This is a genomic window from Actinomadura sediminis, assembly GCF_042675525.1.
GTDB classification, from domain to species: domain Bacteria; phylum Actinomycetota; class Actinomycetes; order Streptosporangiales; family Streptosporangiaceae; genus Spirillospora; species Spirillospora sediminis.
In genome coordinates this window covers 60,275-83,270 of sequence record NZ_JBHTJA010000002.1, presented here as the reverse complement: position 1 = coordinate 83,270, position 22,996 = coordinate 60,275, and the positions used below count along the sequence as shown (strand labels likewise).

The 22,996-nt window shown below is 72.2% G+C and carries 14 protein-coding genes and 5 pseudogenes; 5 read left to right on the top strand and 14 right to left on the bottom strand.

Annotated features, from left to right (window positions below; all coding sequences use genetic code 11):
* Positions 1-21: 21 nt before the first annotated feature.
* The 11 genes and pseudogenes from ACFQ11_RS02075 to ACFQ11_RS02025 all read right to left on the bottom strand — a co-directional run bounded on the left by ACFQ11_RS02075 (position 22) and on the right by ACFQ11_RS02025 (position 9,966).
* Positions 22-990, bottom strand: a complete 969-nt coding sequence (locus ACFQ11_RS02075) for an ABC transporter substrate-binding protein (protein ID WP_378295991.1) — start codon at positions 988-990, stop codon at positions 22-24.
* A gap of 100 nt (positions 991-1,090) precedes the next feature.
* Entirely contained in the window at positions 1,091-2,083 is a 993-nt protein-coding gene (locus ACFQ11_RS02070; RefSeq protein ID WP_378296170.1) for a LacI family DNA-binding transcriptional regulator, read from the bottom strand.
* Positions 2,084-2,494: 411 nt separating this feature from the next.
* Positions 2,495-3,139, bottom strand: a complete 645-nt coding sequence (locus ACFQ11_RS02065) for a TetR/AcrR family transcriptional regulator (protein ID WP_378295989.1) — start codon at positions 3,137-3,139, stop codon at positions 2,495-2,497.
* Between the two features lie 734 nt (positions 3,140-3,873).
* Positions 3,874-4,065 (bottom strand): annotated as a pseudogene (locus ACFQ11_RS02060) (transposase); the annotation flags it as partial.
* Between the two features lie 6 nt (positions 4,066-4,071).
* Positions 4,072-4,308, bottom strand: a pseudogene (locus ACFQ11_RS02055) (pyruvate formate lyase family protein); the annotation flags it as partial.
* A gap of 19 nt (positions 4,309-4,327) precedes the next feature.
* Positions 4,328-5,004 (bottom strand): annotated as a pseudogene (locus ACFQ11_RS02050) (pyruvate formate lyase family protein); the annotation flags it as partial.
* A gap of 188 nt (positions 5,005-5,192) precedes the next feature.
* Positions 5,193-6,857, bottom strand: a complete 1,665-nt coding sequence (locus ACFQ11_RS02045) for a GAF domain-containing sensor histidine kinase (RefSeq protein WP_378295988.1) — start codon at positions 6,855-6,857, stop codon at positions 5,193-5,195.
* A 106-nt stretch (positions 6,858-6,963) separates the two neighbouring features.
* Positions 6,964-7,721 (bottom strand): annotated as a pseudogene (locus ACFQ11_RS02040) (class I fructose-bisphosphate aldolase).
* A gap of 208 nt (positions 7,722-7,929) precedes the next feature.
* Positions 7,930-8,565, bottom strand: a complete 636-nt coding sequence (locus tag ACFQ11_RS02035) for a phosphoribosyltransferase family protein (RefSeq protein WP_378295987.1) — start codon at positions 8,563-8,565, stop codon at positions 7,930-7,932.
* Positions 8,566-8,609: 44 nt separating this feature from the next.
* Positions 8,610-9,551: a DUF1918 domain-containing protein gene (locus tag ACFQ11_RS02030; RefSeq protein ID WP_378295986.1), complete on the bottom strand. Its 942-nt coding sequence runs from the start codon at positions 9,549-9,551 to the stop codon at positions 8,610-8,612.
* 241 nt (positions 9,552-9,792) lie between these two features.
* Positions 9,793-9,966 (bottom strand): universal stress protein, encoded by a 174-nt coding sequence (locus tag ACFQ11_RS02025; protein WP_378295985.1) that lies wholly within the window; start codon positions 9,964-9,966, stop codon positions 9,793-9,795.
* Positions 9,967-10,221: 255 nt separating this feature from the next.
* Here ACFQ11_RS02025 and ACFQ11_RS02020 point away from each other — a divergent pair, with 255 nt between their 5' ends.
* Together ACFQ11_RS02020 and ACFQ11_RS02015 are read left to right on the top strand one after the other, a co-directional pair.
* A complete protein-coding gene (locus ACFQ11_RS02020) occupies positions 10,222-12,537 on the top strand; it encodes a heavy metal translocating P-type ATPase (RefSeq protein ID WP_378295984.1) in 2,316 nt (771 codons plus the stop codon).
* 20 nt (positions 12,538-12,557) lie between these two features.
* A complete protein-coding gene (locus tag ACFQ11_RS02015; protein WP_378295983.1) occupies positions 12,558-17,291 on the top strand; it encodes a lysylphosphatidylglycerol synthase domain-containing protein in 4,734 nt (1,577 codons plus the stop codon).
* Here the strand turns inward: ACFQ11_RS02015 and ACFQ11_RS02010 are convergent.
* Complete coding sequence (locus ACFQ11_RS02010) at positions 17,278-17,472, bottom strand: hypothetical protein (RefSeq protein ID WP_378295982.1); 195 nt, start codon at positions 17,470-17,472, stop codon at positions 17,278-17,280. The two genes, ACFQ11_RS02015 and ACFQ11_RS02010, sit on opposite strands and share 14 nt — an antisense overlap.
* Before the next feature lie 227 nt (positions 17,473-17,699).
* On the opposite strand from ACFQ11_RS02010, the pseudogene ACFQ11_RS02005 reads away from it, so the two are divergent.
* The 3 genes and pseudogenes from ACFQ11_RS02005 to ACFQ11_RS01995 all read left to right on the top strand — a co-directional run.
* Positions 17,700-17,954 (top strand): annotated as a pseudogene (locus tag ACFQ11_RS02005) (hypothetical protein); the annotation flags it as partial.
* A 59-nt stretch (positions 17,955-18,013) separates the two neighbouring features.
* Entirely contained in the window at positions 18,014-18,658 is a 645-nt protein-coding gene (locus ACFQ11_RS02000) for a WS/DGAT domain-containing protein (RefSeq protein WP_378295981.1), read from the top strand.
* 571 nt (positions 18,659-19,229) lie between these two features.
* Positions 19,230-19,811, top strand: a complete 582-nt coding sequence (locus ACFQ11_RS01995) for an NAD(P)/FAD-dependent oxidoreductase (RefSeq protein WP_378295980.1) — start codon at positions 19,230-19,232, stop codon at positions 19,809-19,811.
* Positions 19,812-20,013: 202 nt separating this feature from the next.
* Here ACFQ11_RS01995 and ACFQ11_RS01990 read toward each other — a convergent pair whose 3' ends face one another.
* Entirely contained in the window at positions 20,014-20,235 is a 222-nt protein-coding gene (locus tag ACFQ11_RS01990; RefSeq protein ID WP_378295979.1) for a hypothetical protein, read from the bottom strand.
* A gap of 75 nt (positions 20,236-20,310) precedes the next feature.
* The gene (locus ACFQ11_RS01985) at positions 20,311-22,953 is read right to left on the bottom strand and encodes a bifunctional acetate--CoA ligase family protein/GNAT family N-acetyltransferase (RefSeq protein WP_378295977.1); all 2,643 of its coding nucleotides are present in this window, start codon (positions 22,951-22,953) and stop codon (positions 20,311-20,313) included.
* Between the last annotated feature and the right edge of the window lie 43 nt (positions 22,954-22,996).

Genomic DNA, 22,996 nt, shown 5'->3' with positions numbered 1-22,996 from the left:
GACACGGCGGGAGCACGAGGGTCAGTACTTGCGGGTGGGAAGGGCCTTCTTCGCGGCCTCCTGATCGAACACCGTCTCCTCGGTGACGATCCGCCGCTCGACGGGCTCGTCCGCGTGCACCTTCTTGACGATCTCCATCAGCTGTCCGCCCAGAAGCGGGTTGCACTCCACGATGAAGTTGAACTTGCCGTCGACGAGGGCCTGCATCCCGTCCTTGACGGCGTCCACCGTGATGATCTTGATGTCGTCGCCGGGCTTGAGCCCGGCCTCCTCGATCGCCTGCATCGCGCCGAGACCCATGTCGTCGTTGTGCGCGTACAGCACGTCGATGTCCTTGTGCGCCTTCAGCAGGGCCTGCATGACCTCCTTGCCCTTGGCGCGGGTGAACTCACCGGACTGCGAGGCGATCACCTTGAGGTTCGGGTTGGTCTTGATGACCTCCTCGAAGCCCTTCTTGCGGTCGATCGCCGGGGCCGCGCCGACCGTCCCCTCGAGCTGGACGATGTTCACCGGCTCCTTGGTGTCCTTGTTCTCCTCGACCAGCCACCGGCCGGCCTTCCTGCCCTCCTCGACGAAGTCCGAGCCGAGGAACGTCACGTACATCGACGGGTCGGAGTCCACCGCGCGGTCGGTGAGCACGACCGGGATGCCGGCGGCCTTCGCCTCCTTGAGGACCGCGTCCCAGCCGGTGACGACGACGGGCGAGAAGGCGATGACGTCGACCTTCTGCTTGATGAAGGAGCGGATCGCCGCGATCTGGTTCTCCTGCTTCTGCTGGGCGTCGGCGAACTTGAGGTCGATCCCGGCCGCCTCGGCCTCCTCCTTGATCGACCTGGTGTTCGCCGTCCGCCAGCCGCTCTCGGCTCCGACCTGGGAGAACCCCAGGGTGATCGAGCCGGAGCCGGATCCCGAGCCTGAGTCGCCACAGGCGGTCAGGGCCGTCAGGACGAGCACGGCGCTCGTGACGGCGGCGAGAATTCGTCGCAACATTGGGGGTACTCCTTCGGTGGGCTTGGAAATGCGCGAAAGGCAGCGTGTTAGCGCTAACATTAAGAGTGAGCGGACAGGACTGGGCGGACGACGACGGGGCTCAGCCTCGGAAGGCGGCCGTGCTCTCGCGGACGATGAGTTCGGGGGCGACGATGCGCCGATTGTGGGCGCCGACCGTGCCGGGACGGCCGATGCGGTCCATCAGCAGGGTGAACGCGTGCCGCCCGACCTCACCGAAGTTCTGCCGGACGGTGGTCAATGGCGGAGCGAAGAACGGGGACTCGGGGACGTTGTCGAAGCCGACGACACTGACATCTCGGGGAACCCGGCGGCCCGCCTCGCTCAGTGCGCGCAGCAGACCGAGGGCCATGGCGTCGTTCGCGGCGAACACCGCGGTGACGGACGGATCGCGAGCGATCGTCCTGCCCAGGTCGTACCCGGACTGGGCAGTCCAGTCGCCCACCAGCGGAACGGGTTCCCGGCACCCGCCCGCCGCCAGGGCCGCGCGCCAGCCCGCCACCCGCCCGTCGGCGTCGACCCAGTCGGTCGGGCCGGACAGGTGCCAGACCGTCTCATGGCCCATGTCGAGGAGATGGCGCGTGGCCTGCGCCGCCCCGGCGTGCTGATCGACCGCGGCCAGCGGGAAGGGCAGTTCCTCGGCCGCGCCGACCACCACGATCGGCAGCTCCGCGGGAAGACCGCGCAGCCCCTGGGCCGCCGACACATGGGGCGCCACGATGATGATGCCGTCGACCGCCTGACCGCGCAGCCTTTCGACGGCCTCACCGATCGACCGCCGGTTCAGCGTGTCCAGGCTGACGATGTTGATCAGGTAGTCGTGCTCGCGCGCCGCCCGCTCGATGCCGTACACCGTCGAGGCCGGACCGTAGAGCGTGGTGTCGAAGCTGACCACGCCCAGCACTCCGGACCGTCCGGTCACCAGAACTCGCGCGGCCACGTTCGGCCGGTAGTCCAGCTCGCGAACCGCGGCGAGCACCCGGGCGCGGGTGGAGGCGCGCACCTTCTCGGGCGAGTTGAGGACGCGGGAGACCGTCATGGCAGAGACACCGGCCAGCGCCGCCACGTCCTCCATGAGGACCCGCCGTCCCTCGGCCGGTCCCCTGGCCGTCGACTCGCCCATCGTGCCTCCACGTCCCGAATGCGCTGAGCGAATGTTTGCGCTAACGCGCGGCCGTGTCAATGCCTTCGCATTCCGGACACACAACGGATCACAGGAAGAGCAGGCCCGTTCGGCCCGGCTCTCCAACACGCCCCTCACGGCCCGGTCCACGGCTGAAGGCCCATTCAGATAGCGCTAACAGCCGCCCAGGTGGAGCCGAATACCGTGCGGAGAACCGGACGCGGACCGGATAACGGTCCCGGTCGGGCATGACCGGCGGCGCGATCGGAAACCCGGTCTCGAACTCGACCGGCCCCGGCACGCCCCCCGGCGCCTCCTGCGCTTGCCCTCAGTGGCTCGCCGGCCCGTGCCCGATGGGCGGGTTCAGCAGGTAGCCGGCCGCGATCTGGACGAGCTGCGCGGTGAAGACCTCGTCGGTGGTCGCCGGCGCGGTGAAGCCGGACTCGTAGGCGACGCGGAGTACCAGCGCGGAGAAGAGCATGGTGAAGCACGCGCGGGCCGCGGCGGCCGGGTCCGGGGAGCGATGCGGTCGGCGGCGCGCAGCAGGACGGCGGTGAACTCCTCGCCCAGCCGGCGGGCGTGGACCGAACCGCGCCGCTCGACCTCGGGATGCGCACCGGAGATCAGGACCACGGCCCGCAGGAAGCGCACATGGCGGAAGAACACTCCGGCGAGTTCGGTGACCGCTTCCCTCACCAGGCGCTCGGGGGCGAGGCCGTCCCACCGCCGCTGATCACTGAAAACCTCTTGCGAGGCGCTGACCTGCGCAATTCCGTGCTCGTAGACGGCCAGGAACAGGGCGTCCTTGGTGTCGACACGGGCGTAGACGGTGGGCGGCGCGACATCGGCGCGCCCGCAGACCGCGGCGATGGTGAACGCCTCGTACCCACCTTCCTCGACGACCTGCACGCCGACGTCCGGGATCCGCGCCCACACCTGACGGCTGCGCTCCTGGCGCGGCGGACGGATCCGCAGGCCGGCGGCGCTCGCGGCGTTCTCGGACGTCATGGCGGTCACTGTCGCGCATCGGCGGTCTCCGCCGAACCGACGGGTTGACAGGCATGCGACCCGGGATACATCATCCCCAGAACATTAGTTCTCGGCAGAAAAGAAAGTCGATTAACGTCGGCCTGAGTCGATCGGGGAGCCTCTCACCTGCACAAACGCCCTGCCCACGTCGTTCCAGTCCGGGGCGGGCGAAGTGTGCTGGCTCCCGATTCGGGCTCCCCGAGACGGAGGCACTGCGCTCAAGAAAGTGGGGCGGGCATACCGTGCCCAGTCCCGTCGACCAGGGGAACCGCTCCAAGTTGCTTGTTCTGTCCGACGCGACCGGGCTGCACCTCGTGGTGGGCGTCTCGGCGGGCAACGTCTGCGACGTGCACAGCCTGGCGCCGATGTTGGCCGGATTCCCAACGAGACACGCCCCAAAACGGGCCTGGTTCCGCCAGGCCGACGTTCTGCACGCGGTAAGGCATACGACCGTCCCGGCCTGCGCCGATGGCTCCGCACCGTGGGAACCCTCCCGCGCGTTGCCCGTATCGGTGTCCGGTCCGGCAAACGGCTCGGACGGCATCGGCCGAGTGATCGAGCGCACCATCTCCTGGCTGACCGGCTACCGTCGCCTGCCCCCACGCTACGAACGCTCCCCGCGAATACCTGATCTTTCTCGCTCTCGCCGCCGCCCTCACCTGCTACAACGCCTAATCAAACCCACCAGGTAGGACACGGTCTAGGACGTCGTCTCATTTGGTGAGGTGGCGGTAGCAGATGAGGGTGGCGGCGATGCCGACGAAGGCCAGGAAATGCTCGGCCTTGCGCTCGTAGCGGCGGTGCAGCCGACGGCAGCGATTCATCCACGACACGGTGCGCTCGACGACCCAGCGGTGCCGGCCGAGCCGGTTGGAGGTCTCGATACCGCGGCGGGCGATGCGCGGGAACCGGACGAGCCGCAGTTTGACCAGGAAGTCGTCGATCAGTTCTTGGGCGGCCGTCTCGTCCAGACGGCCCTCGTCGAGGTCGCGTTGCAGGTAGGTATCGCAAAAGGTGGACGCGCGACCGAGCGACATTGCGGCGCCGTTCTGCTCCTTGATGGCGGCCAGGTAGCCGAAGTACAGCCATTGAAGGGCCTCGCGTCCCGGTGCGAGCGGGGCCGGATATGTCGTATCCGTAGGAGGCAGCCATGTGTTTGAGCTCGTGCAGCGCGCGGATCTGCTCGGCGAGTTCCTCGCGGTCGCGGATCACGTCGACGCTGGAGGGCAGGTCGTCCAGCGTGCGCCGGTCGGCGCGCTTGGCCTCGATCAGACGGTCCACGCCGTAGAGCGCGACCTGGCGGTAGTCGCCGATGATGCGCCCCCGGCCGTAGGCGTCCGGCAGGCCGGTGACGATGTGCGAGCGCCGGGCCCGCATGATCTCGGGTGTGTAGGCGTCGAACACGCCGTCGTTGTGGGCCTTGCGGTACGCGGTGAAGATGGTCCGGACGGGCGGGTCCAGGTAGTAGCCGTCGGCCCCCAGGCCCTTCTCCACCATGCGCAGGCCGCCGTCCGGCATGACGGCGCGTCGGTCTGCAGGCCCACGATCAGCTCGCGGTCACGATCGATGTAGCCGGGCGCGTGCGAGGTGATCGAGGACGGTGTCGAGGCGTCCACGTCGAGGATGCCGCGGCGGCGCACCTCGGCGAACATGGCGGCGATCCGTCCCCAGACCTCGCGCGTGCGCTCCGTGGAGCCTTGGAGGAACGAGGCGTCGCCTTCGTAAGGTATGTAGTTCGCTTGGACGAAATCGCGTACGTCGATGTGCTCCCGCCACGTCCTGCCGTGAAACCCGCGCCATGCGGATCGGTCGTGCTGGACGTCGTCTAGCCCGATCGCCGTCATCCCTGCCTCCGATGGTCTCGCTCACTTCGACTATCGCCGGGAGAGGTATAGACAATCCAGGGCGGAGTTCCCTGATCAGGTGACCAACGGCCCTTACGGAGGGGCCGGCGGCCGAAGCCCGGGGAGACCGGCGCCCGGTAAGGCGATCCGGTGTGTGCTCGGTCAGGGGTTGGCGAGCCGTTGACCGGTCAGTTCTGCTTGAGGGGTACCTGCCATGTCAGGGCGGTCCCGCCGCCAGGCCGTGGCTCGGCCGTACTCGTGCCGCCCAAGGTCCTGGCTCGGTCGTCGATGTTGCGGAGTCCGCTGCGGCGGCCGTCCTCGGGTATGCCGACGCCGTCATCCTCGACCCGCACCGTGACATCGTCGCCGACATCGATGTTCACCGCCGTCTCGGTGGCCTGGGCGTGCCGGGCCACGTTGGACAGCGCCTCCTGGACGACGGCCAGCAGATGCTCGCCGGTCTCCTCGTCGACCACCGTGTCCAAGAGCCCGTCCAGCCTCACCGACGGCGCGAACTGCAGCTGCTCTGCGGCCATGTCGACCAGCGCGTGGATCCGGCTGCGCAGCGACTCCTCCTCGTCGGCGACCTGCAAGGCGAAGATGGACGAGCGGATCTGGCGGATGGTGTCGTCCAGGTCGTCCACCGCGCGCTGCACCCGCACCGCCACCTCCTTCCGCTGCACCAGCTTCAGCGTCGCCATCAACGCCATCGCGGTGGCGAACAGCCGCTGGATCACCGTGTCGTGCAGGTCCCGGGCGATGCGGTCGCGGTCCTCCAGCAGTGTCAGCCGCTCGGCGTCGCGGCGCCGCTCGGCCAGCTCCAGCGCCACGGCCGCCTGCCCGGCGAACGCCTCCAGCAGCCGCTGCGTCCCCTCGGAGAACACCGGGCCGCCCGGCGGGTTGATCACCGAGATCACCCCGCGTGCCGAGGCGCCCACGCCGAGCGGCACCACGATCAGCGGTCCGATGGGCACCCGCTCTGGGACGTTCGCCTCATGTGCCGCCGCGTTCCCGTCGGCCAGCCGCAACGCCACACCTTCGGCGAACACCGGACCGGCCACCGAATGGTCCAGGGGCACCCGCAGTCCTACGAGATCGTCGGCGCCCTCGCCGTGCGCGCACTCTACGACGAAATCGGTGTCTCCTTCTTCGACCAGTGCCACCGTCGCCAAATGGGCGTCGGCGATCTCCCTGGCGCGCTGGGCCACCAGCGTGGTCACCTCGTGCGGGTCTGTGCCCGACAGCAACGCCGTGGAAATTTCCTGTGAAGCCTCCAGCCAGCGCTCTCGCCGCCGCGCCTCCTGGTACAGCCGGGCGTTCTCGATCGCGACGCCGGCGGCGGTGGCCAGCGCGGTCACCACGACCTCGTCCTCTTGATCGAACTCCTCGCCGCCCGCCTTCTCGGTCAGGTACAGGTTGCCGAACACCTCATCCCGCACCCGGATCGGTACGCCCAGGAACGTCCGCATCGGCGGATGGTTCGCCGGGAAGCCGTAGGAATCGCGATGCTCGCCGAGATCGGGCAGGCGAATCGAATGCGGCTCGCGGATCAGCAGCCCCAGGATCCCGTGACCGTGCGGCCAGTGCCCGATCGCCTCGATCTCCTTGTCACCGACACCGACCGTAACGAACTGGACCAGCCGCTCGCCTCCCTCATCGATCACCCCCAGCGCGCCGTAGCGGGCATCGACCAGCGTGGTCGCGGCCTCGGTGATCCGCCGCAGCACCGACTCCAAGTCCAGCTCGCTGCCGACGGACACCACGGCCTCCAGCAGCGCGTGCACGCGGTCCCGCGTCGACCGCGCCGCCTCCAGCCGCGCCTGGAGCTCGGTCAGTAGATCGTCCAGCTGCAACTGCGGCAGGATCAGCCGCGCCCGGTCCCGGCCGGCGTCAGAGTCCTCAGGCACATAGCCAGTATTCCCCACATAAGCCACTGAATCGGTGCCGAGGGGTGAGTGATCACCCGATCGAGGGATCGAACCTGTACCCCGTCTTCCCAGCCCGAACGGGTTGTGGCCAGGCGATGGCGACGGTGTCGTCGAGGTAGACGTCCTGGACGGCCTGCAGGAGCGCGACGCCCTCGTCCCGGGGGCGCTGGAACGACTTGCGTCCGACGATCAGGCCCATGCCGCCCGCGCGCTTGTCGATGACGGCGGCGCGGACGACCTTGGCCAGGTCGCCGCCTCCGGCCGAGGCACCTCCGGAGTTGATCAGCCCGACCCGTCCCATGTAGCAGTTGGCGACCTGCCAGCGCATGAGATCGACCGGGTGCCCGGTGGTCGGCTCGCCGTACACCCGCTCATCCGTCTTGCCGAAGTCGAGCGCACGGAACCCGCCGTTGTTCTGCGGCTGCTTCTGCTTGACGATGTCGGCCTCGACGGTGGCAGCCAGGTGGTCGGCCTGCCCGGTCAGGTCGGCGCTGACGTGGTAGCCGACACCGTCCTTGGTGAAGGCGCTGTTGCGCAGGTAGGCCCACAGGACGGTGAACGTCCCCAGCTCGTGCACGTGGTGAACGCCTCCCGCACCTCCTGCACCTGCCGCATGCTCTCGGGGGCGCCGAAGTAGACCGTGGCCCCGACGGCGACGGCGCCTAGGTCGAACGCCTGCCGGACGGAGGCGAACATCACCTGGTCGTAGGTGTTGGGATAGCTGAGCAGCTGGTTGTGGTTGGTCTTGGTGATGAACGGGATCCGGTGCGCGTACCGCCGGGAGGTCATGGCCCGGGACGCCGACGGTGCTGGCGATGGCGTTGCATTCCGCCTCGACGGCCAGCTCGCACAGCGCGGCCGGGTCGAAGTAGGCGGGGTTCGGGGCGAACGAGGCGGCCGCGGCATGCTCCTCCGTTGGTCGACCGGAAAGGTCGACAGGCATCCGGTGCCGGCCAGCCGGCCGGTGTCGAAAACGTGCTGCAGGTCGCGATGGCCGTCAGGCCGTGTACTCGGCCGCGCGTACGATCAGTCGGGTGAGGTCGGCCTCGGCGACCGGCCTGAAGTCCAGGTAGAAGTCGCTCGCCGTGGTAAAGAAGGCAGGGGAAAGAAGGCACACCACCTCATCGGCGACCGTCCGCAGATTGTCGACGTCGGCCGGTGACGCGGCGGGCACGGCGACGACGACCCGTGCCGCGCCTTCCGCCCGGGCGTCGCGGCACGCCACATCCAGAACGGGCCGGGACGCCGCGCCGTCGTCGACGACGATGGCGGCGCGACCGGTCAGTGGACGGCGCGGGCGGCCCGAGCGGAGCCGGAGGCCGAGCGTTCGCGCGTCGGCGCGCGCACGCCGCTCAAGCCCTCGGATCTCCTCGTCACCGGCCTTCGCCTGCCGGACGGCGGCCTCGTCCAGAACGCGTACCCGGCCCTCCGAGATCGCGCCCACAGGCGCACCGTCCGAGAGGGTGAGCTCGCGCACGACGAGCGCGTCCAGCGGCGCGCCGAGCGACGCGGCCGTCTCGGCCGCCACGCCGAGCCCGCCCCCGGCGAGCCCGAGTACCAGCACGTTCGTGCCGCTGTATCGGTGCAGCCTGGCGGCCAGCTGCCTTCCCGCGTCCCGCCGATCGGAGAACATCGTCCCTCCCCGCTCATGGCCGTCTCCGGAATGGCGCGCATCCCTCAGCTCGGCCGACCGGTCGCCGCGTGCGCCTCGACGACGGCGTCCGCGGCCGGGAAGTAGGTGCTGACGTGCCCGTCGTCCCATTCCACGACGTAAGGAGGGGTGCCGTCGGTCCCGTGAATGTCGAGGACCAGCGCCTTGCGGGCCGGCTCTCCCACCTGGTGGCCGCGCACGATTATCCAATCGCCGACGTTGGCCTTCGTCGAATTTCTCCTGCCATTTCGCCGTTTACCGCACGCTCGTGCGGCACTTCTCAAACGCTGACCCGAAGGCCCGCGCCCGCCTCCGTCTCCGCTGACACGACGGCGAAGGTTGCGGAATTGCCGGTGCTGCATGATGAAATGCGCGGGCTCGCCGAACAGCCAGGCGACGAGGCGGTCTGCCATGGCGGGGCTCCCCCGCCCGCGCGTGCGGACGACCAGCCGTGTCCCGCCGTCGGGCAGCGACCGCAGGTGGAACGCCCAGATCCCGTCGGTGTAGGCCTTGGGCCTGGGGCCGCGCGGGTCGAACGGCCTACCGGACGGCAATTCCAGGTCGGCCCGCAGTATCAGGGTCCGAGGCTTATCGAGCATCTCGACCAGGAAGCAGGATCCGCCGCCGGGCACCGTGGGCAGATGGTCACCGAGCGCCGTTTCCTGCCATTCGAGGTGAATGCGGTCGGCGCTCGGCCGCCCGCCGTGGTCGAGCAGGTCCCAGCTGTACCATCCGCCTCGCCCGCAGCCCATCTGGACCAGCCACGGCCAGACCTCCTCCGGCGGCGCGGGCAACGAGACGGCCATGGTCGACTGTGCCGTCGCGTCCTGAACGAGGTCGTCGCCTGGATACACGGCCGCCGACTCTTCGGCGGTCGCGCCCCAACGCAGCAGGCGAGGACGGACCAGAGCGGCGTAGGCACCGGCGGCGAGGGCGGGTAGCGCGGCTCTGCGGATGACGGTGCTCATCATCTTCTCCTTGCAGACTCGGTGTCCGCTTCTACGGTTTCTCCGGCTCCTGCCTCCGCACAGGGGCTTTCGCACGTGGCGGTGAGGGACGTTCGTCCCCACTGGCACGGAGCGAGAGGCACCGAGAGCTCGGCAAGAGGAGCCGGAGAACCGGTGACCAAGGCGGTCGCCGTCAGCAGGTCCGGCCGGCGCTTCTGGACGCGGTCCCGGGCGGCGGCCAGGATGCTGTCGCCGGCACGGTTCAGGTCCTCCGCGTCTCGGGCGGTGCGAACACGGGCGCCCTGTAGTGCCGGATCTCCACGGCATGCACGATGTGCAGCGGGCGGTCGCGCAGGACGGCTTCGTCGGCGGACCAGTCAAGGGCGCGACCGGCGTCGTCGGATCCGTCGGCGCCGACGACGATCGGCTCGGTCATCGGGTCCTCCTCTTCACGGCGGTGGCTGGTTCCGTACGGCCCAGCAGGTCGGGTGTCGGGGCTGGTGAACACGGCCACTGGGTTCCCCGCTTCATCGCGGGGGCGCCGCCTTCGTAGGGCCGGAAGTCCCCCCGGCGGGTGGCCACCCGCCCTCGAAAGACGGGCCGATCGGCGCGCCCGCGGCCGCCCGTCCGCCCCTGGGCGACCCCGGTCATCACCGGCGAGCGTGGGAGGCGAGACTCGAAGGGCGGCGCTATGGACGCACGAAGTACGCTCATGCGGCACGGCCATGACGTGCTCTTCACCGTGACCGGCGGAGGTCTGGCGGCAGGTGCCACGGTGCGCTGGACGGCCGGCACGGACGCCGGTGACGTCGTCTGGCTGCTGGTGACGGTGCTCGCGCTCGGCCCGGCGGTGTGGTGGGTCGTGGACGGCCTGCTGCACCGCAGGTTCGGCAGCGACGTGATCGCGGTGCTGGCGCTGGCCGGGTCCCTGGCCGTCGGCGAGGCATTCGCGGGCGCCGTGATCGCCGTGATGCTCACCGGCGGCCGGCTGCTGGAGGAACGTGCGGGGCGCCGCGCCCGCCGCGACCTCGGCGCCCTGCTGTCGCTCGCGCCCCGCGTCGCGCATCGCCGGACCGCCACCGGTCTGGACACGGTCGGCGTCGGCGAGGTCCGGCCCGGCGACCGGCTACTGGTCCGGGCCGGTGAGACCGTCCCGGTGGACGGGCAGGTGGAGTCCGGGACCGCCGTCCTGGACGAATCCACGCTGACCGGGGAGCCGCTGCCGGTGGAGCGTCCCGCCGGGGACGCGGTACGCGCCGGGACGGTCAACGCCGGCCGGCCGTTCGCGCTGCGCGCCACCAGCGACGCCCGCTCCAGCACCTACGCGGGGATCGTCCGGCTGGCGGAAGAGGCCGCCGCCGAGAACGCGCCGTTCGTGCGGCTTGCCGACCGGTACTCGGCGGTCTTCCTGCCGCTCACGCTGCTGCTGGCCGGGGCCGCATGGCTCGCCTCCGGGGATCCGGTGCGGGCCGTCGCGGTGCTGGTGGTCGCCACCCCCTGCCCGCTGATCATCGCGGCACCCATCGCCTTCGTCTCCGGCCTGTCGCGCTGCGCACGCCGCGGTGTCGTGGTGAAGGGCGGCGGCACGCTGGAGCGCCTCGCCCGTGTCCGGGTGCTGCTGTTCGACAAGACCGGCACCGTCACCACCGGACGTCCCGCACTCACCGAGATCGTCCCCACCCGCCGCGTGACCGCCGCGGCCCCGCTGCTGCTCGCCGCCTCCCTCGACCAGGTCTCCCCGCACGTGCTGGCCTCGGCGATCGTGCGCGCCGCCACCGAACGCGGGCTGCGGCTCACCGAGCCGTCCGACGTCACCGAGACCCCGGGGCAGGGCGTGCGGGGCACGGTGAACGGTCACCGGGTCAGCGTCGGGAAGGCGACCTGGGCCGGGGAAGGCGACGCCGCCTGGCTGGACCGGGTGCGGAGCCGCGCTGCCGCACGTGGCGCGAGCACCGTGTTCGTCGGCGTTGACGGGCGGATCGCGGCCGCGCTGCTTCTGCGCGACCGCCTCCGCCCCGACGCGCCCCGCACCTTCCGGCTGCTCCGCCACGCCGGGATCGCCCGGACGGTCATGGTGACCGGCGACCGCGCGGACGTCGCCGGGCCGATCGCCGAGCTGGTCGGCGCCGACGCCGTCCACCCCGGGCTGACACCCGCCGGGAAGGTCGGCGTCACCCGCGCCGAGAGCACCCGCGCGGCGACCGTGATGGTCGGCGACGGGGTCAACGACGCGCCCGCGCTGGCCGCCGCCGGAGTCGGCGTCGCGCTCGGTGCCCGCGGCGCCACGGCCTCGTCCGAGGCGGCCGACGTGGTGATCACCGTGGACCGGCTGGAGCGGCTGGCCGAGACCCTGGCCATCGCGCGACGCACCCGGACGGTGGCGCGGCAGAGCGTCCTGGCGGGCATGGGCCTGTCCCTGGCCGCGATGGTCGCGGCGGCGTTCGGGCTGCTGGCCCCGGCGGCGGGCGCGCTGCTCCAGGAGGGCATCGACGTCGCCGCGATCCTGTCCGCGCTGCGCGTCCTCGGCCCGGGCCGCGACCGCGCCCCGCGCCTGCGCGGCGACGAGGCCGAACTCGTCCGCCAGCTGGACGAGGAGCACCGGGCCCTGTGGCCTCGGATCGAACGGCTGCCCGCCCTGGCGGACGCGATCACCGCCTCCGCCGGCCGGGAACGCGACGCGGCGATCGGCACCCTCACCGGGTTCCTGACCGACCTCGCCACCCACGAACGCAAAGACGAACGGCTGCTCTACCCCGCCGTCGCGCGGGCGCTGGGCGGCTGCGACCCGACCGGCCCGATGAGCCGCGGGCACACCGAGATCGCCGAGCTGGCCCGGCGCATCGGCGCGCTCACGGCCGAGCTTCGAGCAAGCCCCGCATCAGCGGATACCACCGATGACCTGCGGCGGAGCATCCAGGAGATGTACGCCGTCCTCCGGCTGCACTTCGCCCAGGAGGAAGAGAACTACTTCGTTCTGGCCGATGTCCACGCCCCGGCCACGCACTGACAGCCCGGAAGGAGACGCCGGTGACGCGGATCGTCGAGCCGGACCACGCCGGCTCATCTGCCTACGAGGGTCGCGACACGGCCCGGGGACGTGCCCGGACGTGGTTCGGGCGTGCCGTCGCGCTCCTGGTCGTCGCCGCGATCTTCGGCAAGGTGCTGCCCGGCCTGGTGGACCTGGAGAGGGTCACCGAGATCCTGCGGACGCGGGTGAGCGCCCTCGAGCTCGTCCTGCTGGCAGGGCTCACGGCCCTGTCGGTGCTGCTGTCGGCCGTTGGCCTCAGCGCGGCGCTCCCGGGCCTGAAGATCGTTCCCGCATCGGTCATGAACGTGGTGACCACCGCGCTGTCCTACGCCCTGCCGGGCGGTGGGGCCGCCGGGGCGGCGTTGAACGTCACGATGTGCCGCGAGCTCGGTTTCCGGGCGGGGCCGATCGCGCTGCAGGTGCTGGTGACCGGCCTGTGGAACGTCCTCACCCGGCTGACCCTGCCGCTGCTCGCGCTGGGTCTGCTCGCGCTGGCGTCGGACGTGCCGCCGCAGGTGCGCGGCGCGGGGGTGCTGGGGCTGGGCTTGGCCGCCGTGATGGTGGCGCTTGCGGGCGTCATGCTCTGGAACGATCGCGCGGCGTCGGCCATCGTGGCCGCCGGTGCCCGCGCGGCGCGTCCGGTCGCGCGGCTGCTGCACCGCGGGGTGGACGGCCACACCGGTGATGTGGCGAGGTTCCAGGCCGGGGCGCGTGAGCTGATCCGCGCCCGGTGGCCGGCGCTGACGCTGTCGTCCGTGGGCTACCACGTGTGCGTCTTCGCGGTGCTGTACGCCTCGCTGCAGGCGGCGGGCGTGACCCGGGTCGGGGTCCTGGAGGCGTTCGCCGTCTATACGGTCGCGCGGCAGGTGACCGTCATCCCGCTCACGCCCGGTAGCGCGGGCGTGCTGGACCTGGCGCTGATCGGCGGGCTGGATCTCACCGGGGCCGACCTGCCGGCGGTGACGGCGGGCGTGCTGCTGTTCCGGTTCTTCACCTACCTGCTCTACCTGCCGGTGGGCGGGCTGTTGTGGCCGTGGTGGCGGTGGGTCCGCCCGGCGGTCGCCGCGCGGTCGCACGAAGAGGTGTTCCGGCACCCGATGGACGCCGTCCGGCTGGTGCTCGCCCTGGCCTCGCTGGCGGCGCTGGTCGCGGCGAGCCGGGGCGTGCCCGGCTGGGACGCCGACCTGTTCCGGCTGGTGAACGACCTTCCCGACGCGGTCGAGCCGCCCGTGTGGCTGCTGATGCAGGCCGGCTGGCTCGGTGCCGTCGCGCTCGCCGCGCTGGGCGCCGTCCTCCTGCGCAGGTTCCGCCTGGCCGTCACGCTGTGCGGGGGCGGGACGCTCGCGTGGATCGCGGCCAAGGTCGTCAAGGACGTGTCCGGACGGCCGCGCCCCGCGGCGTTGCTGGACGGTGTGGCACTCCGGGCGGACGCGAGCCCCTGGGGCACCGGCTTCGTCGCCGGGCACACCGCGGTGGCCGCGGCCCTGGTCACGATCGCGGGCGCCTACCTGCCCCGCCCGTACCGGCGCGTCCTGTGGCTGGTGGTCGCCGCCGTCGGCACGGCACGGGTCTACGTGGGCGCGCACTTCCCGCTGGACGCGCTCGGCGGTGCGGCGGTGGGCTGGGCGGCGGGCGCGGCGGCTCTGCTCGTCGTCGGGACGCCGGGGCACCGGCCCCGGCTCGCGGCGGTCCGGGAGACGCTCACCAGGCACGGGCTGACCGTGACGGACGCGCACCGCGTGCTGGGCGATCTGCGGCACGCGGTCCCGTTCGCCGCGGACACCTCGGCCGGACGGCTCTTCGTCAAGGTGATCGGACGCGACCAGCGCGACGCCGACACCCTGCACCGGCTCGGCCGGCTGTGGCGGCGCAGGCCGGGCGAGCCGCCGTTCGCCACCGCCAAGCACCTGGCCGAGCACGAGGGCTATCTGCTCATGCGCGCTCGGCGGGCCGGTGCGCGGGTGCCGGCCGTCAGGTTCGTGACCGAGGTCGGCCCTGGCACCTGGGCCCTGGTCATGGAGCACGTGGACGGGCGGCCGCTGGACGGGCCCGGCGAGTCGGCGCGGGACACGCTGGACGACCTGTGGCGGCAAGGTGCGGCACTGCGCCGCGACCGGATCGCCCACCGCGATCTCACGCCGGAGAACGTCCTGGTCGACGGGCAGGGGCGGCCGTGGATCGTCGGCTGGGGGCGGGCGGAGACCGATACGACACCGGCACTGCTCGACGAGGACGCGGCCCGGCTCCTCACTATGACGGCCTCAGCCACGCCGCACGCGCCTGCGGCGGCGCGTCGCATCATCAGCCCAGAGCATGTGCCTTCTGGGCCCCTTCGCAAGCGACGGCTCCGCCCGCGCCACCTCACGGTACCCCGCCTCGGCCTGTTCCCGGTGGGGGCGCCCGCCACGGCACGGCATCCGTCCGACGTGATCCGGGTCGCCGCCGGGCTCGCCCTGTGCCTCTCCCTGGCCCTCTTCGCCGCGGACGGATTGCTGCTGGGCCCGGAGGCCGGCGTGTTACGCCTGATCAACGGCTTGCCGGGTTGGCTGTTCCGGCCGGTCCACGTCGTGATGCAGACGGGCGCGCTCGGCGCCGTGGCGGTGACCGCCGCGGCGGCGCTGGCCGTCCGTCGGGTCCGGCTGGCCGCCGACCTGGCTCTGGGCGGTTCCCTCGCCTGGCTGCTGGCCAAGCTGGTCAAGGACCTCGCCGACCGCGGACGGCCCGGTGCGCTGCTGTCGGAGGTCGTCCTGCGCGGCGCGCACGAGGGCGGGCTCGGATTCGTGTCCGGCCACGCCGCCGTGTCCGCCGCGCTGGCCACCGTCGCCTCGGCGCACGTCCGCCGCCCGGTCCGGTGGGTCCTGTGGGCGGTCGCGATCGCCGTGTCGGTGAGCCGCGTCTACGTCGGCGCCCATTTCCCGCTCGACGTCGTCGCCGGGACCGCGCTCGGCTGGGCGGTCGGCGGCGCGGTCCACCTCGTCTGCGGCACGCCGAACCACGTCCCGGCACCCGAACAGGTCGCCGCGGGACTCGCCCGCTGCGGCCTGACCGGCGCAGAGGTCGCTCCGCTCAAGGCCGATGCCCGCGGCTCGGTCCCCTTCACCGCCGTCACCGCCGACGGGCGTGCGGTCTTCGTCAAGGCGCTCGGCCGCGACCAGCGCGACGCCGATCTGCTGTTCAAGGCCGCCCGGTTCCTGCTCTACCGCGAGGTCGAGGACGAGGCACCGATGGCGACCCCCAAGCGGCAGGTGGAGCACGAGGCGTACATGCTCCTGCGCGCGGCCGCCGCCGGCGCCCGCGTCCCCGCCGTCATCGGCGTGGCGCCCGCGGGGCCCGGGACCTGGATCCTCGCCGAGGAGGCGATCGAGACCGGCGGCCGTGCCCTCCCTCCGCTCGATGACGCCTGCCTCCGGCGGCTGTGGTCGGAGGTCGCGAAGCTCCGCGCGGCGCGGATCGCCCATCGCGACCTGCGGCTGGCGAACGTCCTGGTGGACACCGGCGGGCGTCCCGTGCTCGTCGACTTCGGTTTCGCCGAGGACGCCGCCGGCGACGGGCGGCTGGCGCAGGACGTGGCCGAACTCCTCGTCTCCACCGCACTGGTCACCGGCCCGCGGCGGGCCGTCCAGGCCGCGGTCGACGTGCTCGGGCTCCCCGCCGCCGAGGTCGCCGTGCCCTACCTGCAACCGCTCGCCCTCGCGGGGTCCACCCGGACGGCGCTCCGGGACCGCCCCCTCCTCTTGGACGAACTTCGCCGGGAGCTGACCGGTGCGGGCGCCACCGGCATCGCGCCCCGGCCGCTGTCACGGATCCCGTCCCGGCCGTGGTCCCTGCTGCTTCTCGTCGCCGCCGGATACGCCACTTACCACGCGCTCATCGGCGTCACGGGCCTGCGCTCCCCCGTGCCGGTGCTCGCGGACGTCCACCTCCGATGGCTCCTGCTGGCCGCGCTGCTGGTCGCGGCCTCCTACGCCGCCGCCGCGCTCGCCTTTATGGGCGCCTCCCTCCGAGACCTGGCATTCGGACGAACCTGCCTGCATCAGGCCGCCGCGTCCTATCTCTCCCGCCAGCATCCGACCGGCCGGGGCGGCGGCGCCGTCCTCGGCGCCTATCTCGGCGACCACGGGGCCGGACCGCACGAGGCCGCCACGACCATCGCGCTCACCCGGCTGACCGGCGCGCTGGTCCACCTCACCGCCCTGTCTCTCGCGCTGGCCTCCGCCACTGCGCAAGGTTGGGGATCACCGCAGTCGCCGGACTGGTCGCAGCCCATGATCCTGGCCGTCACGGCGGTCACGTCGCTCGGCACGGTCCTGCTGTGGCGCCGCCGGGCCGAGCTCCTCCCACCCCTGCGGGCCGCCGCGGCCGGTCTGCCCCAACGGCTGGACCGTCCCAGGCGCCTCATCGCGCTGCTCGCGGGCAGCTCTGCGGTCACCACCTGCTCGGTGCTCGCCTTCCTGGCCGTCTGTCATGCCATGAACGCGCCGATCTCCCCCGCCGTCCTGGCGGCCGTCTACCTGCTGCTGATCCCGTTGAGGTTGCTCGGCCCCCTTCCGGGTGGCGTGGGGATCGTCGAACCCGTCCTCGTGCTGGCGCTGGTGGCCTTCGGGACCGGGCCGACCGAGGCCGTCGTGACCGTCCTCGTCTACAGGGTGCTCAGCTTCTGGCTGCCGATCCTTCCCGGCGCCCTCGCCCTGCACTTCCCGGCCGGGACCGGGCGGCGGTTCAGTCGCCGGTGAGGTCGCGGCGCTCGAAGAGCAAGCAGCCGGCGGCCGGCACCGCCGAGAACGACACCAGGCCGCTCCAGATCGGGATCGGGACCGTGGTCGAGGGCCCGGCGCCCGAGTTCCCGGATCTGGTGCGGGAGATCTTCGCCCGGCTCCGGCTCGCGCCGCGCTGCCGGCAGCGCGTCCGGACCATTCCACTCCACCTCGCCCACCCCGTCTGGGTGGACGATCAGCGCTTCACGTTCAGCGACCACGTCCTCCATGCGACCGCTCCAACCCCCGGCGGGCCTGCTGAGCTGCACGAACTGGCGGGATGCATCCTCGGCCGGCGGCTGGAGCTGTCCCGGTCCCCGTGGGAGGTGTGGCCGGTCGACGGCCTGGAGGACGGCCGCTGGGCATTGATCTTCAGTGCACCACTGCATGGTCGACGGGCTGGCGGGCATCGACCTGCTCGCCGTGCTGCTGGACCTCGAGCCCGGCTGGTCCCCGGCCGATCCGCACACATGGACGCCCGAGCCCGAACCGCCCGCGTGGGCCCTCATACGCGATGGGGTCGCGGATGGGCTGAAGGGATTCGGGCGGCAGGCGTCCCGGCTGTTCCTGCCCGCGCTGCGGGATTCGGCCGCCGTCACGGGCGCACTGCCCGGTACGCGGCGCGGCTCTGGGGATCAGGTGCGTCGAGACTCAACGGCCCGACCGGTCCGGCTCGCCGATGGTCGCGGGTCGGCGTCGGGATGGACGAGGTGGACCAGATCCGGGGCGTGTTCGGCGGGTCGGTCAACGACGTCGCGCCGGCCGCGGCGGCGTCCGGGGTCCGGGGTCTGCTGGCCGCGCGCCGCATGCTCACGGATGATTCGGTCGTGTGTGCCGTGGTCCCGGTGTCCGTGCGGCCGGACGGCGAGCGCGGCGTGCTGTCGAACCGCGTGTCGGCGGTCCTGGTCGACCTGCCGTGCGGCAAGGCCGATCCCCTGCGCCGGTTCCGGCTGGTCCGAGAGCAGATGGACGCCTGGAAGACCGGCGGGCGGGCCGCCGGTCCCGACGCCTTCGTCAACCTCCTCGGCGGCGTCCCCGGTGTCCTCGCCGTGGCCGCTCACACGGCCTTGCGGTTGCGACAGCCGCTGGTCCACACGATCGTCACCAACGTCCCCGGGCCGTCGCTCCCGCTGTACATGATGGGTCGCAGGATGCTGGAGCTGGCCCCCTATATCCCGATCGTCGTCGGCCTGCGGATCTCGATCGGCGTGGTCTCCTACGACGGCGGCCTGTCGTTCGGGGTCACCGCCGACCATGACACCGTCCCCGACCTCGGGACGTTGTGCGCGGGCCTCCGCGACGGCATCGGCGAACTCCTCGAGGAGAGGGCGCGGGTCCCGGCCTGAGCCGGGCCACCGACCTTGTCCTGCTGGAAGGACCGAACGTCCTTGCCCGGGGGACGTTCGCGCGTACCGGAACGGCCGCCCCGGCGCGGGCCTGGAGGTGGAGGCCCCTGGCGGGGAAGGTGAGCGTGATGCGCAAGAAGGTCCTGGTCCTCGGCGGGAACTTCGGCGGGCTGACCGCGGCGATCAGCGTCAATCGCGCCCTGGAACGGGGACGTGGACGTCACCGTGGTGTCGGCGTCCGACCGGTTCCTGTTCAACCCGTCGCTCATCTGGGTTCCGTTCGGCAAGCGCACCGGAGCCGACATCGCCTTCCCGCTCGCGCCGACCTTCGAGACGCACGGCGTCGAGTTCGTCCACGCCGAGGCCAAGGCGACCGCGCCCCTCGCCAAGCGGGTCAAGACGACCGCGGGGACCTACGCCTACGACTGCCTGGTCATCGCCACCGGCCACCGCAACGACATGGCCGCGTGCCGGTCTGAAACCGGCCAACGGCGTCCATACCATCACCACGCTGCCCGATGCCGAGGAGGCGGGCGAGGGCTGGCGGCGATTCCTGGACGACCCCGGCCCGATGGTGATCGGCGCCGTCCAGGGCACCGACTGCTTCGGCGCGGCGTACGAGTTCCGGTTCAACACCGCCTACCAGCTCAGGAAGGCCGGGCTGAACAAGCGGGTGCCGCTGACCTACGTGAGCGCCGAACCGTTCCTCGGCCGGCCGGTCGTCGCCGCCGCGCCCGGGCTCGCGGACGCCAAGGGCTTCGTCCCCGTGCACGACACCTACCAGGCGATCACCTACCCGAACATCCACACCGTCGGCGTCGCCGCCGCCGTGACCGTCCCGTGGACGACGGCCATCCCGGTCGGCGTCTCCAAGACCGGCTTCCCCACCGAGGTCCAGGCGCGCGTGGCGGCCGCCAACGTCGCCGATCGGATCCGCGGCGAGGAGCAGACTCGCCACCAGAGCTTCGGCGACAGCCCCGCCGTGTGCGTCATGGACGCCGGCAGCAACGGCGTGATGATTCTCGCCGACCGCCAGCTGCCGCCGCGCAAGGCGGGCGTGCTGCTCCCCCGCCCTCAGGCGCGCGTGGCCAAGCTCGCCCTCGAGAAGTACTTCCTGTGGAAGGCCCGCAACGGCCACGTCCGCCTCCCCTGACCTTCAACCGACTGATCGGCTCCGAACACGAGGAGGCGAGACTGATGACCACCGGCACCGGCCACACGATCACGGGAAGCGGCCCGCGCAGACGCACCGGCCGGCGCGGATGACCACCCCGATCGGCGTCGGCCGCGAAGCGCACGAAGACCACGAAGACTATGAGGTGACCGCGCCGACCCGGCTGCTGCGCGCCTGGCGGCTACTGTCGGCCATGAACGCGGAACCGCACGCCGACGACGCCGACGAGGCGGGAGCCCACCGGGTTGCCATGATGTTCAACGTCCTGCTGGACGACGTGGCCCGGTCGGTCTCCCCGCCGCTGGCCGTCGAAATGCGCGCGCTGTTCCCGCTGCTCGATGAGCACTGCGGCGCCGGCACCCGCACCGCCTGCGCCGCCGCTCTCGGTTGGCTGGACGGCCACCTGACCTCCATGCTCCCGCGCTTCGTCCAGCAGGGCCAAACGCCCGGCCGAACGGATCCGGCCTGTGCGTTCCCGTTAGCGGAGGCGGCGCAGGTAGGGGTCCCACGTGCTGCGGGGCGCTACACGGACGCGGGCGTCGACGGCCACCACCCCGTCCGGGCGGACGATGGTGGGATTGAGGTCGAGCTCGGCGATCTCGGGATGGTCGGCCACCAGCCTGGACAGGCGCAGCAGCGTGTCGCGCAGCGCCCCGACGTCACCGACCGCGCGGGCGGGATGACCCAGCAGAAGGACGGAAAGGCGGGGCTCACGGATCAGGTCGTCGGCCTCCTGAGCGGTGAGCGGGGCCAGGCGGGCGGCGCGATCGGCCAGCGCGTCGGTGTCGATGCCGCCGGCGCCGAAGACGACCACGGCGCCGAACACCTCTTCCTGGACGGCGCCGCACAGCACCTCGACGCCCTCGTCCGCCATGGCCTGGACGACCACGCCTTCGAGGTCGCCGCCGAACCGATCGGCGAGTCGCCGGAAGGCGCCGCGGACGTCCTTGTCCCCGTGCAGGTCGAGTTGCAGGGCGCCCGCCGCGGTCTTGTGGACGACCCCCGGCACGTGCGCCTTCAACGCGACCGGGCCGCCCAGTTCCCCGGCGGCCGCGGCCGCCTCGTCCTCCGACCGGGCCCAGCGCCAGGGCGCCAGCGGCAACCCGTAGGATTCCAATAGCCGGAAGGTGTCGACGGGCGGTAGCCATCCACCGTCCGGGTAGGCGGCCAGGAACCCGGCGGTGATGCCCACCGCCTCGTCCGGCCGCAGACCGGGCAACGTGGGCGGTGCGCCGGGCGGGGCACCAAGCCGCCGGGCGTGCGACCACGCGTGTGCGAGCGCGCGGACCGCGTTCTCCGGGTAGGCGTAGCAGGGGACGCCGTCATCGGTGATCGCGACGGTCTCCGCCTGGCCCAGCACCACACCCGCCAGCGGCTTGCCGCCGCCGGCGAGCGCCTCTCGCAGGTCGCCTAGCGCCGTCGGCGCCACCAGCGCGAGTACGGCGTCGACCGCTTCATCCTCGGCGACCACATCGAGCGCACGGTGGAACGACTCGACGGACACGGCGGCCGTGGTGTCGACGGGGTTGGCGACCGCCGCGCACACCGGAAGCAGGTCGGCGAGGCGGCGCTGCGTGGCCGGTCCCAGGACGGGGACGGCGAGCCCGGCATCGGCGCAGGCGTCGGCGGCCAGCACCCCGCCGCCGCCCGCGTTGGACACCACCGCCACCCGCGGCCCGTCCGGCGGCGGCTGGGTCGCCAGCAGCGCGGCGGCGTCGACCAGTTCCCCCAGGTCGTCGGTTGCCACGATCCCGGCCTGCGCGAACAGGGCCCGCCGGGTGATCTCCGGGGTCGCGGCTGCCGCGGTGTGCGACGCGGCCGCCCGGGTCCCGGGCAGCGACCGGCCCGCCAGCACGGTCAGCAGCGGCATCCGCACGGCGACCCGGCGGGCCGTCCGCGCGAACTTGCGCGGGTTGCCGAACGACTCCACATGCAGGATGCCCAACCGGGTCGTCTCGTCCGACTCCCACCACATGAGCATGTCGTTGGCGCTAACGTCGTATTTGTCCCCGACGGAGGCGAACGTGGAGACACCGATGCCGAGGCTGGACAGCCGCTCGGTCAAGGCGATCCCGACGCCGCCGGACTGCACCGCCACGCCCGCGGCCCCGGCCAGGGGGCGGTGGGCGCCGAACGTCGCGTCCAGCCCGATCGCGGTGTTGGCGATTCCCAGGCAGTTCGGCCCGACCAGCCGCATGCCGTGCTCGCGGCAGATCGCCAGCAGATCGCGTCCCTGCGCGGCCGACAGCCCGGAGCTGATCACCACGAGGGCGGACGCCCCGGACCGCCCGCACGCGGCGGCCACGCCCGGCACCGCCCCCGCGGGCACGGTGATGACCACAAGGTCGGGCGGCTCGGGAAGATCGGCGAGCGCGTTCACGCACGGCACCCCGTGCAGATCGGCGCCCGCCGAATGCGGGTTGACCGCGTAGACGGTTCCTTTGAACCCGCCGTCGACGATATTGCGCAGGATCTCGGCACCGACCGTCCCCCGTCGGCGGGACGCGCCGACGACCACGACCATCCGGGGCTGTAGAAGCCGCTGCAGGCTGGCCACGTCCGCGCGGCGTTCACGCTCGGCCACCGCGTCGAGGTAGCCCTCGTCGGAGACGAGCGGAAGCGTCAGCTCCACGACGCCCCCCGAGGCCTCGCGGCGGGCCGACATCCCCGCGTCGGCGAAGACGCGCAGCATCGCGGTGTTCTCGGCCAGGGTGTCCGCGCGGAACGCCACCACCCCGTTGGCGCGGGCCAGCGACCCGAGATGCTCCAGGAGCAAGGTCCCGACGCCCCGGTGATGCATCCGGTCGGCCACCGCCATCGCGACGTCGGCCTCCCCGGGCACGCCGGTCGGCTCGTACTCGGCCACGCCGACCAGGTCACCGCCCAGCCAGGCGCCGAGGGCCGCGTGATCGCCGCCGCCGGAGCGGCAGATCCGGTCGGCCACCTGTCCTGCCATCGCCTGATTGAGGCCGAAGAACCGCAGGTACAGGCTTTGCTCGCTCAGGCCGCGGTGCAGCTCGCACACGACGTCCCGATCCGCCGCGTCCAGCCGCCTGATCTCGACCTGCGTTCCATCGGTCAGCAGCGCGAACACCCGCGCGCTCGTGAGGTCCTGTGCCATGCCTCCAGCGTCGGACGGGTCCGGTCCGCGGATCATCGTCCCA

What these genes read in the sequence shown, in the direction of transcription:
- ACFQ11_RS02075 (WP_378295991.1), bottom strand. Translation starts at nt 990, where the DNA reads ATGTTGCGACGAATTCTCGCCGCCGTCACGAGCGCCGTGCTCGTCCTG.
- ACFQ11_RS02070 (WP_378296170.1), bottom strand. Translation starts at nt 2,083, where the DNA reads ATGGAGGACGTGGCGGCGCTGGCCGGTGTCTCTGCCATGACGGTCTCC.
- ACFQ11_RS02065 (WP_378295989.1), bottom strand. Translation starts at nt 3,139, where the DNA reads ATGACGTCCGAGAACGCCGCGAGCGCCGCCGGCCTGCGGATCCGTCCG.
- ACFQ11_RS02035 (WP_378295987.1), bottom strand. Translation starts at nt 8,565, where the DNA reads ATGTTCTCCGATCGGCGGGACGCGGGAAGGCAGCTGGCCGCCAGGCTG.
- ACFQ11_RS02030 (WP_378295986.1), bottom strand. Translation starts at nt 9,551, where the DNA reads ATGAGCACCGTCATCCGCAGAGCCGCGCTACCCGCCCTCGCCGCCGGT.
- ACFQ11_RS02025 (WP_378295985.1), bottom strand. Translation starts at nt 9,966, where the DNA reads ATGACCGAGCCGATCGTCGTCGGCGCCGACGGATCCGACGACGCCGGT.
- ACFQ11_RS02020 (WP_378295984.1), top strand. Translation starts at nt 10,222, where the DNA reads ATGGACGCACGAAGTACGCTCATGCGGCACGGCCATGACGTGCTCTTC.
- ACFQ11_RS02010 (WP_378295982.1), bottom strand. Translation starts at nt 17,472, where the DNA reads ATGGTCCGGACGCGCTGCCGGCAGCGCGGCGCGAGCCGGAGCCGGGCG.
- ACFQ11_RS02000 (WP_378295981.1), top strand. Translation starts at nt 18,014, where the DNA reads ATGGACGAGGTGGACCAGATCCGGGGCGTGTTCGGCGGGTCGGTCAAC.
- ACFQ11_RS01995 (WP_378295980.1), top strand. Translation starts at nt 19,230, where the DNA reads ATGGTGATCGGCGCCGTCCAGGGCACCGACTGCTTCGGCGCGGCGTAC.
- ACFQ11_RS01985 (WP_378295977.1), bottom strand. Translation starts at nt 22,953, where the DNA reads ATGGCACAGGACCTCACGAGCGCGCGGGTGTTCGCGCTGCTGACCGAT.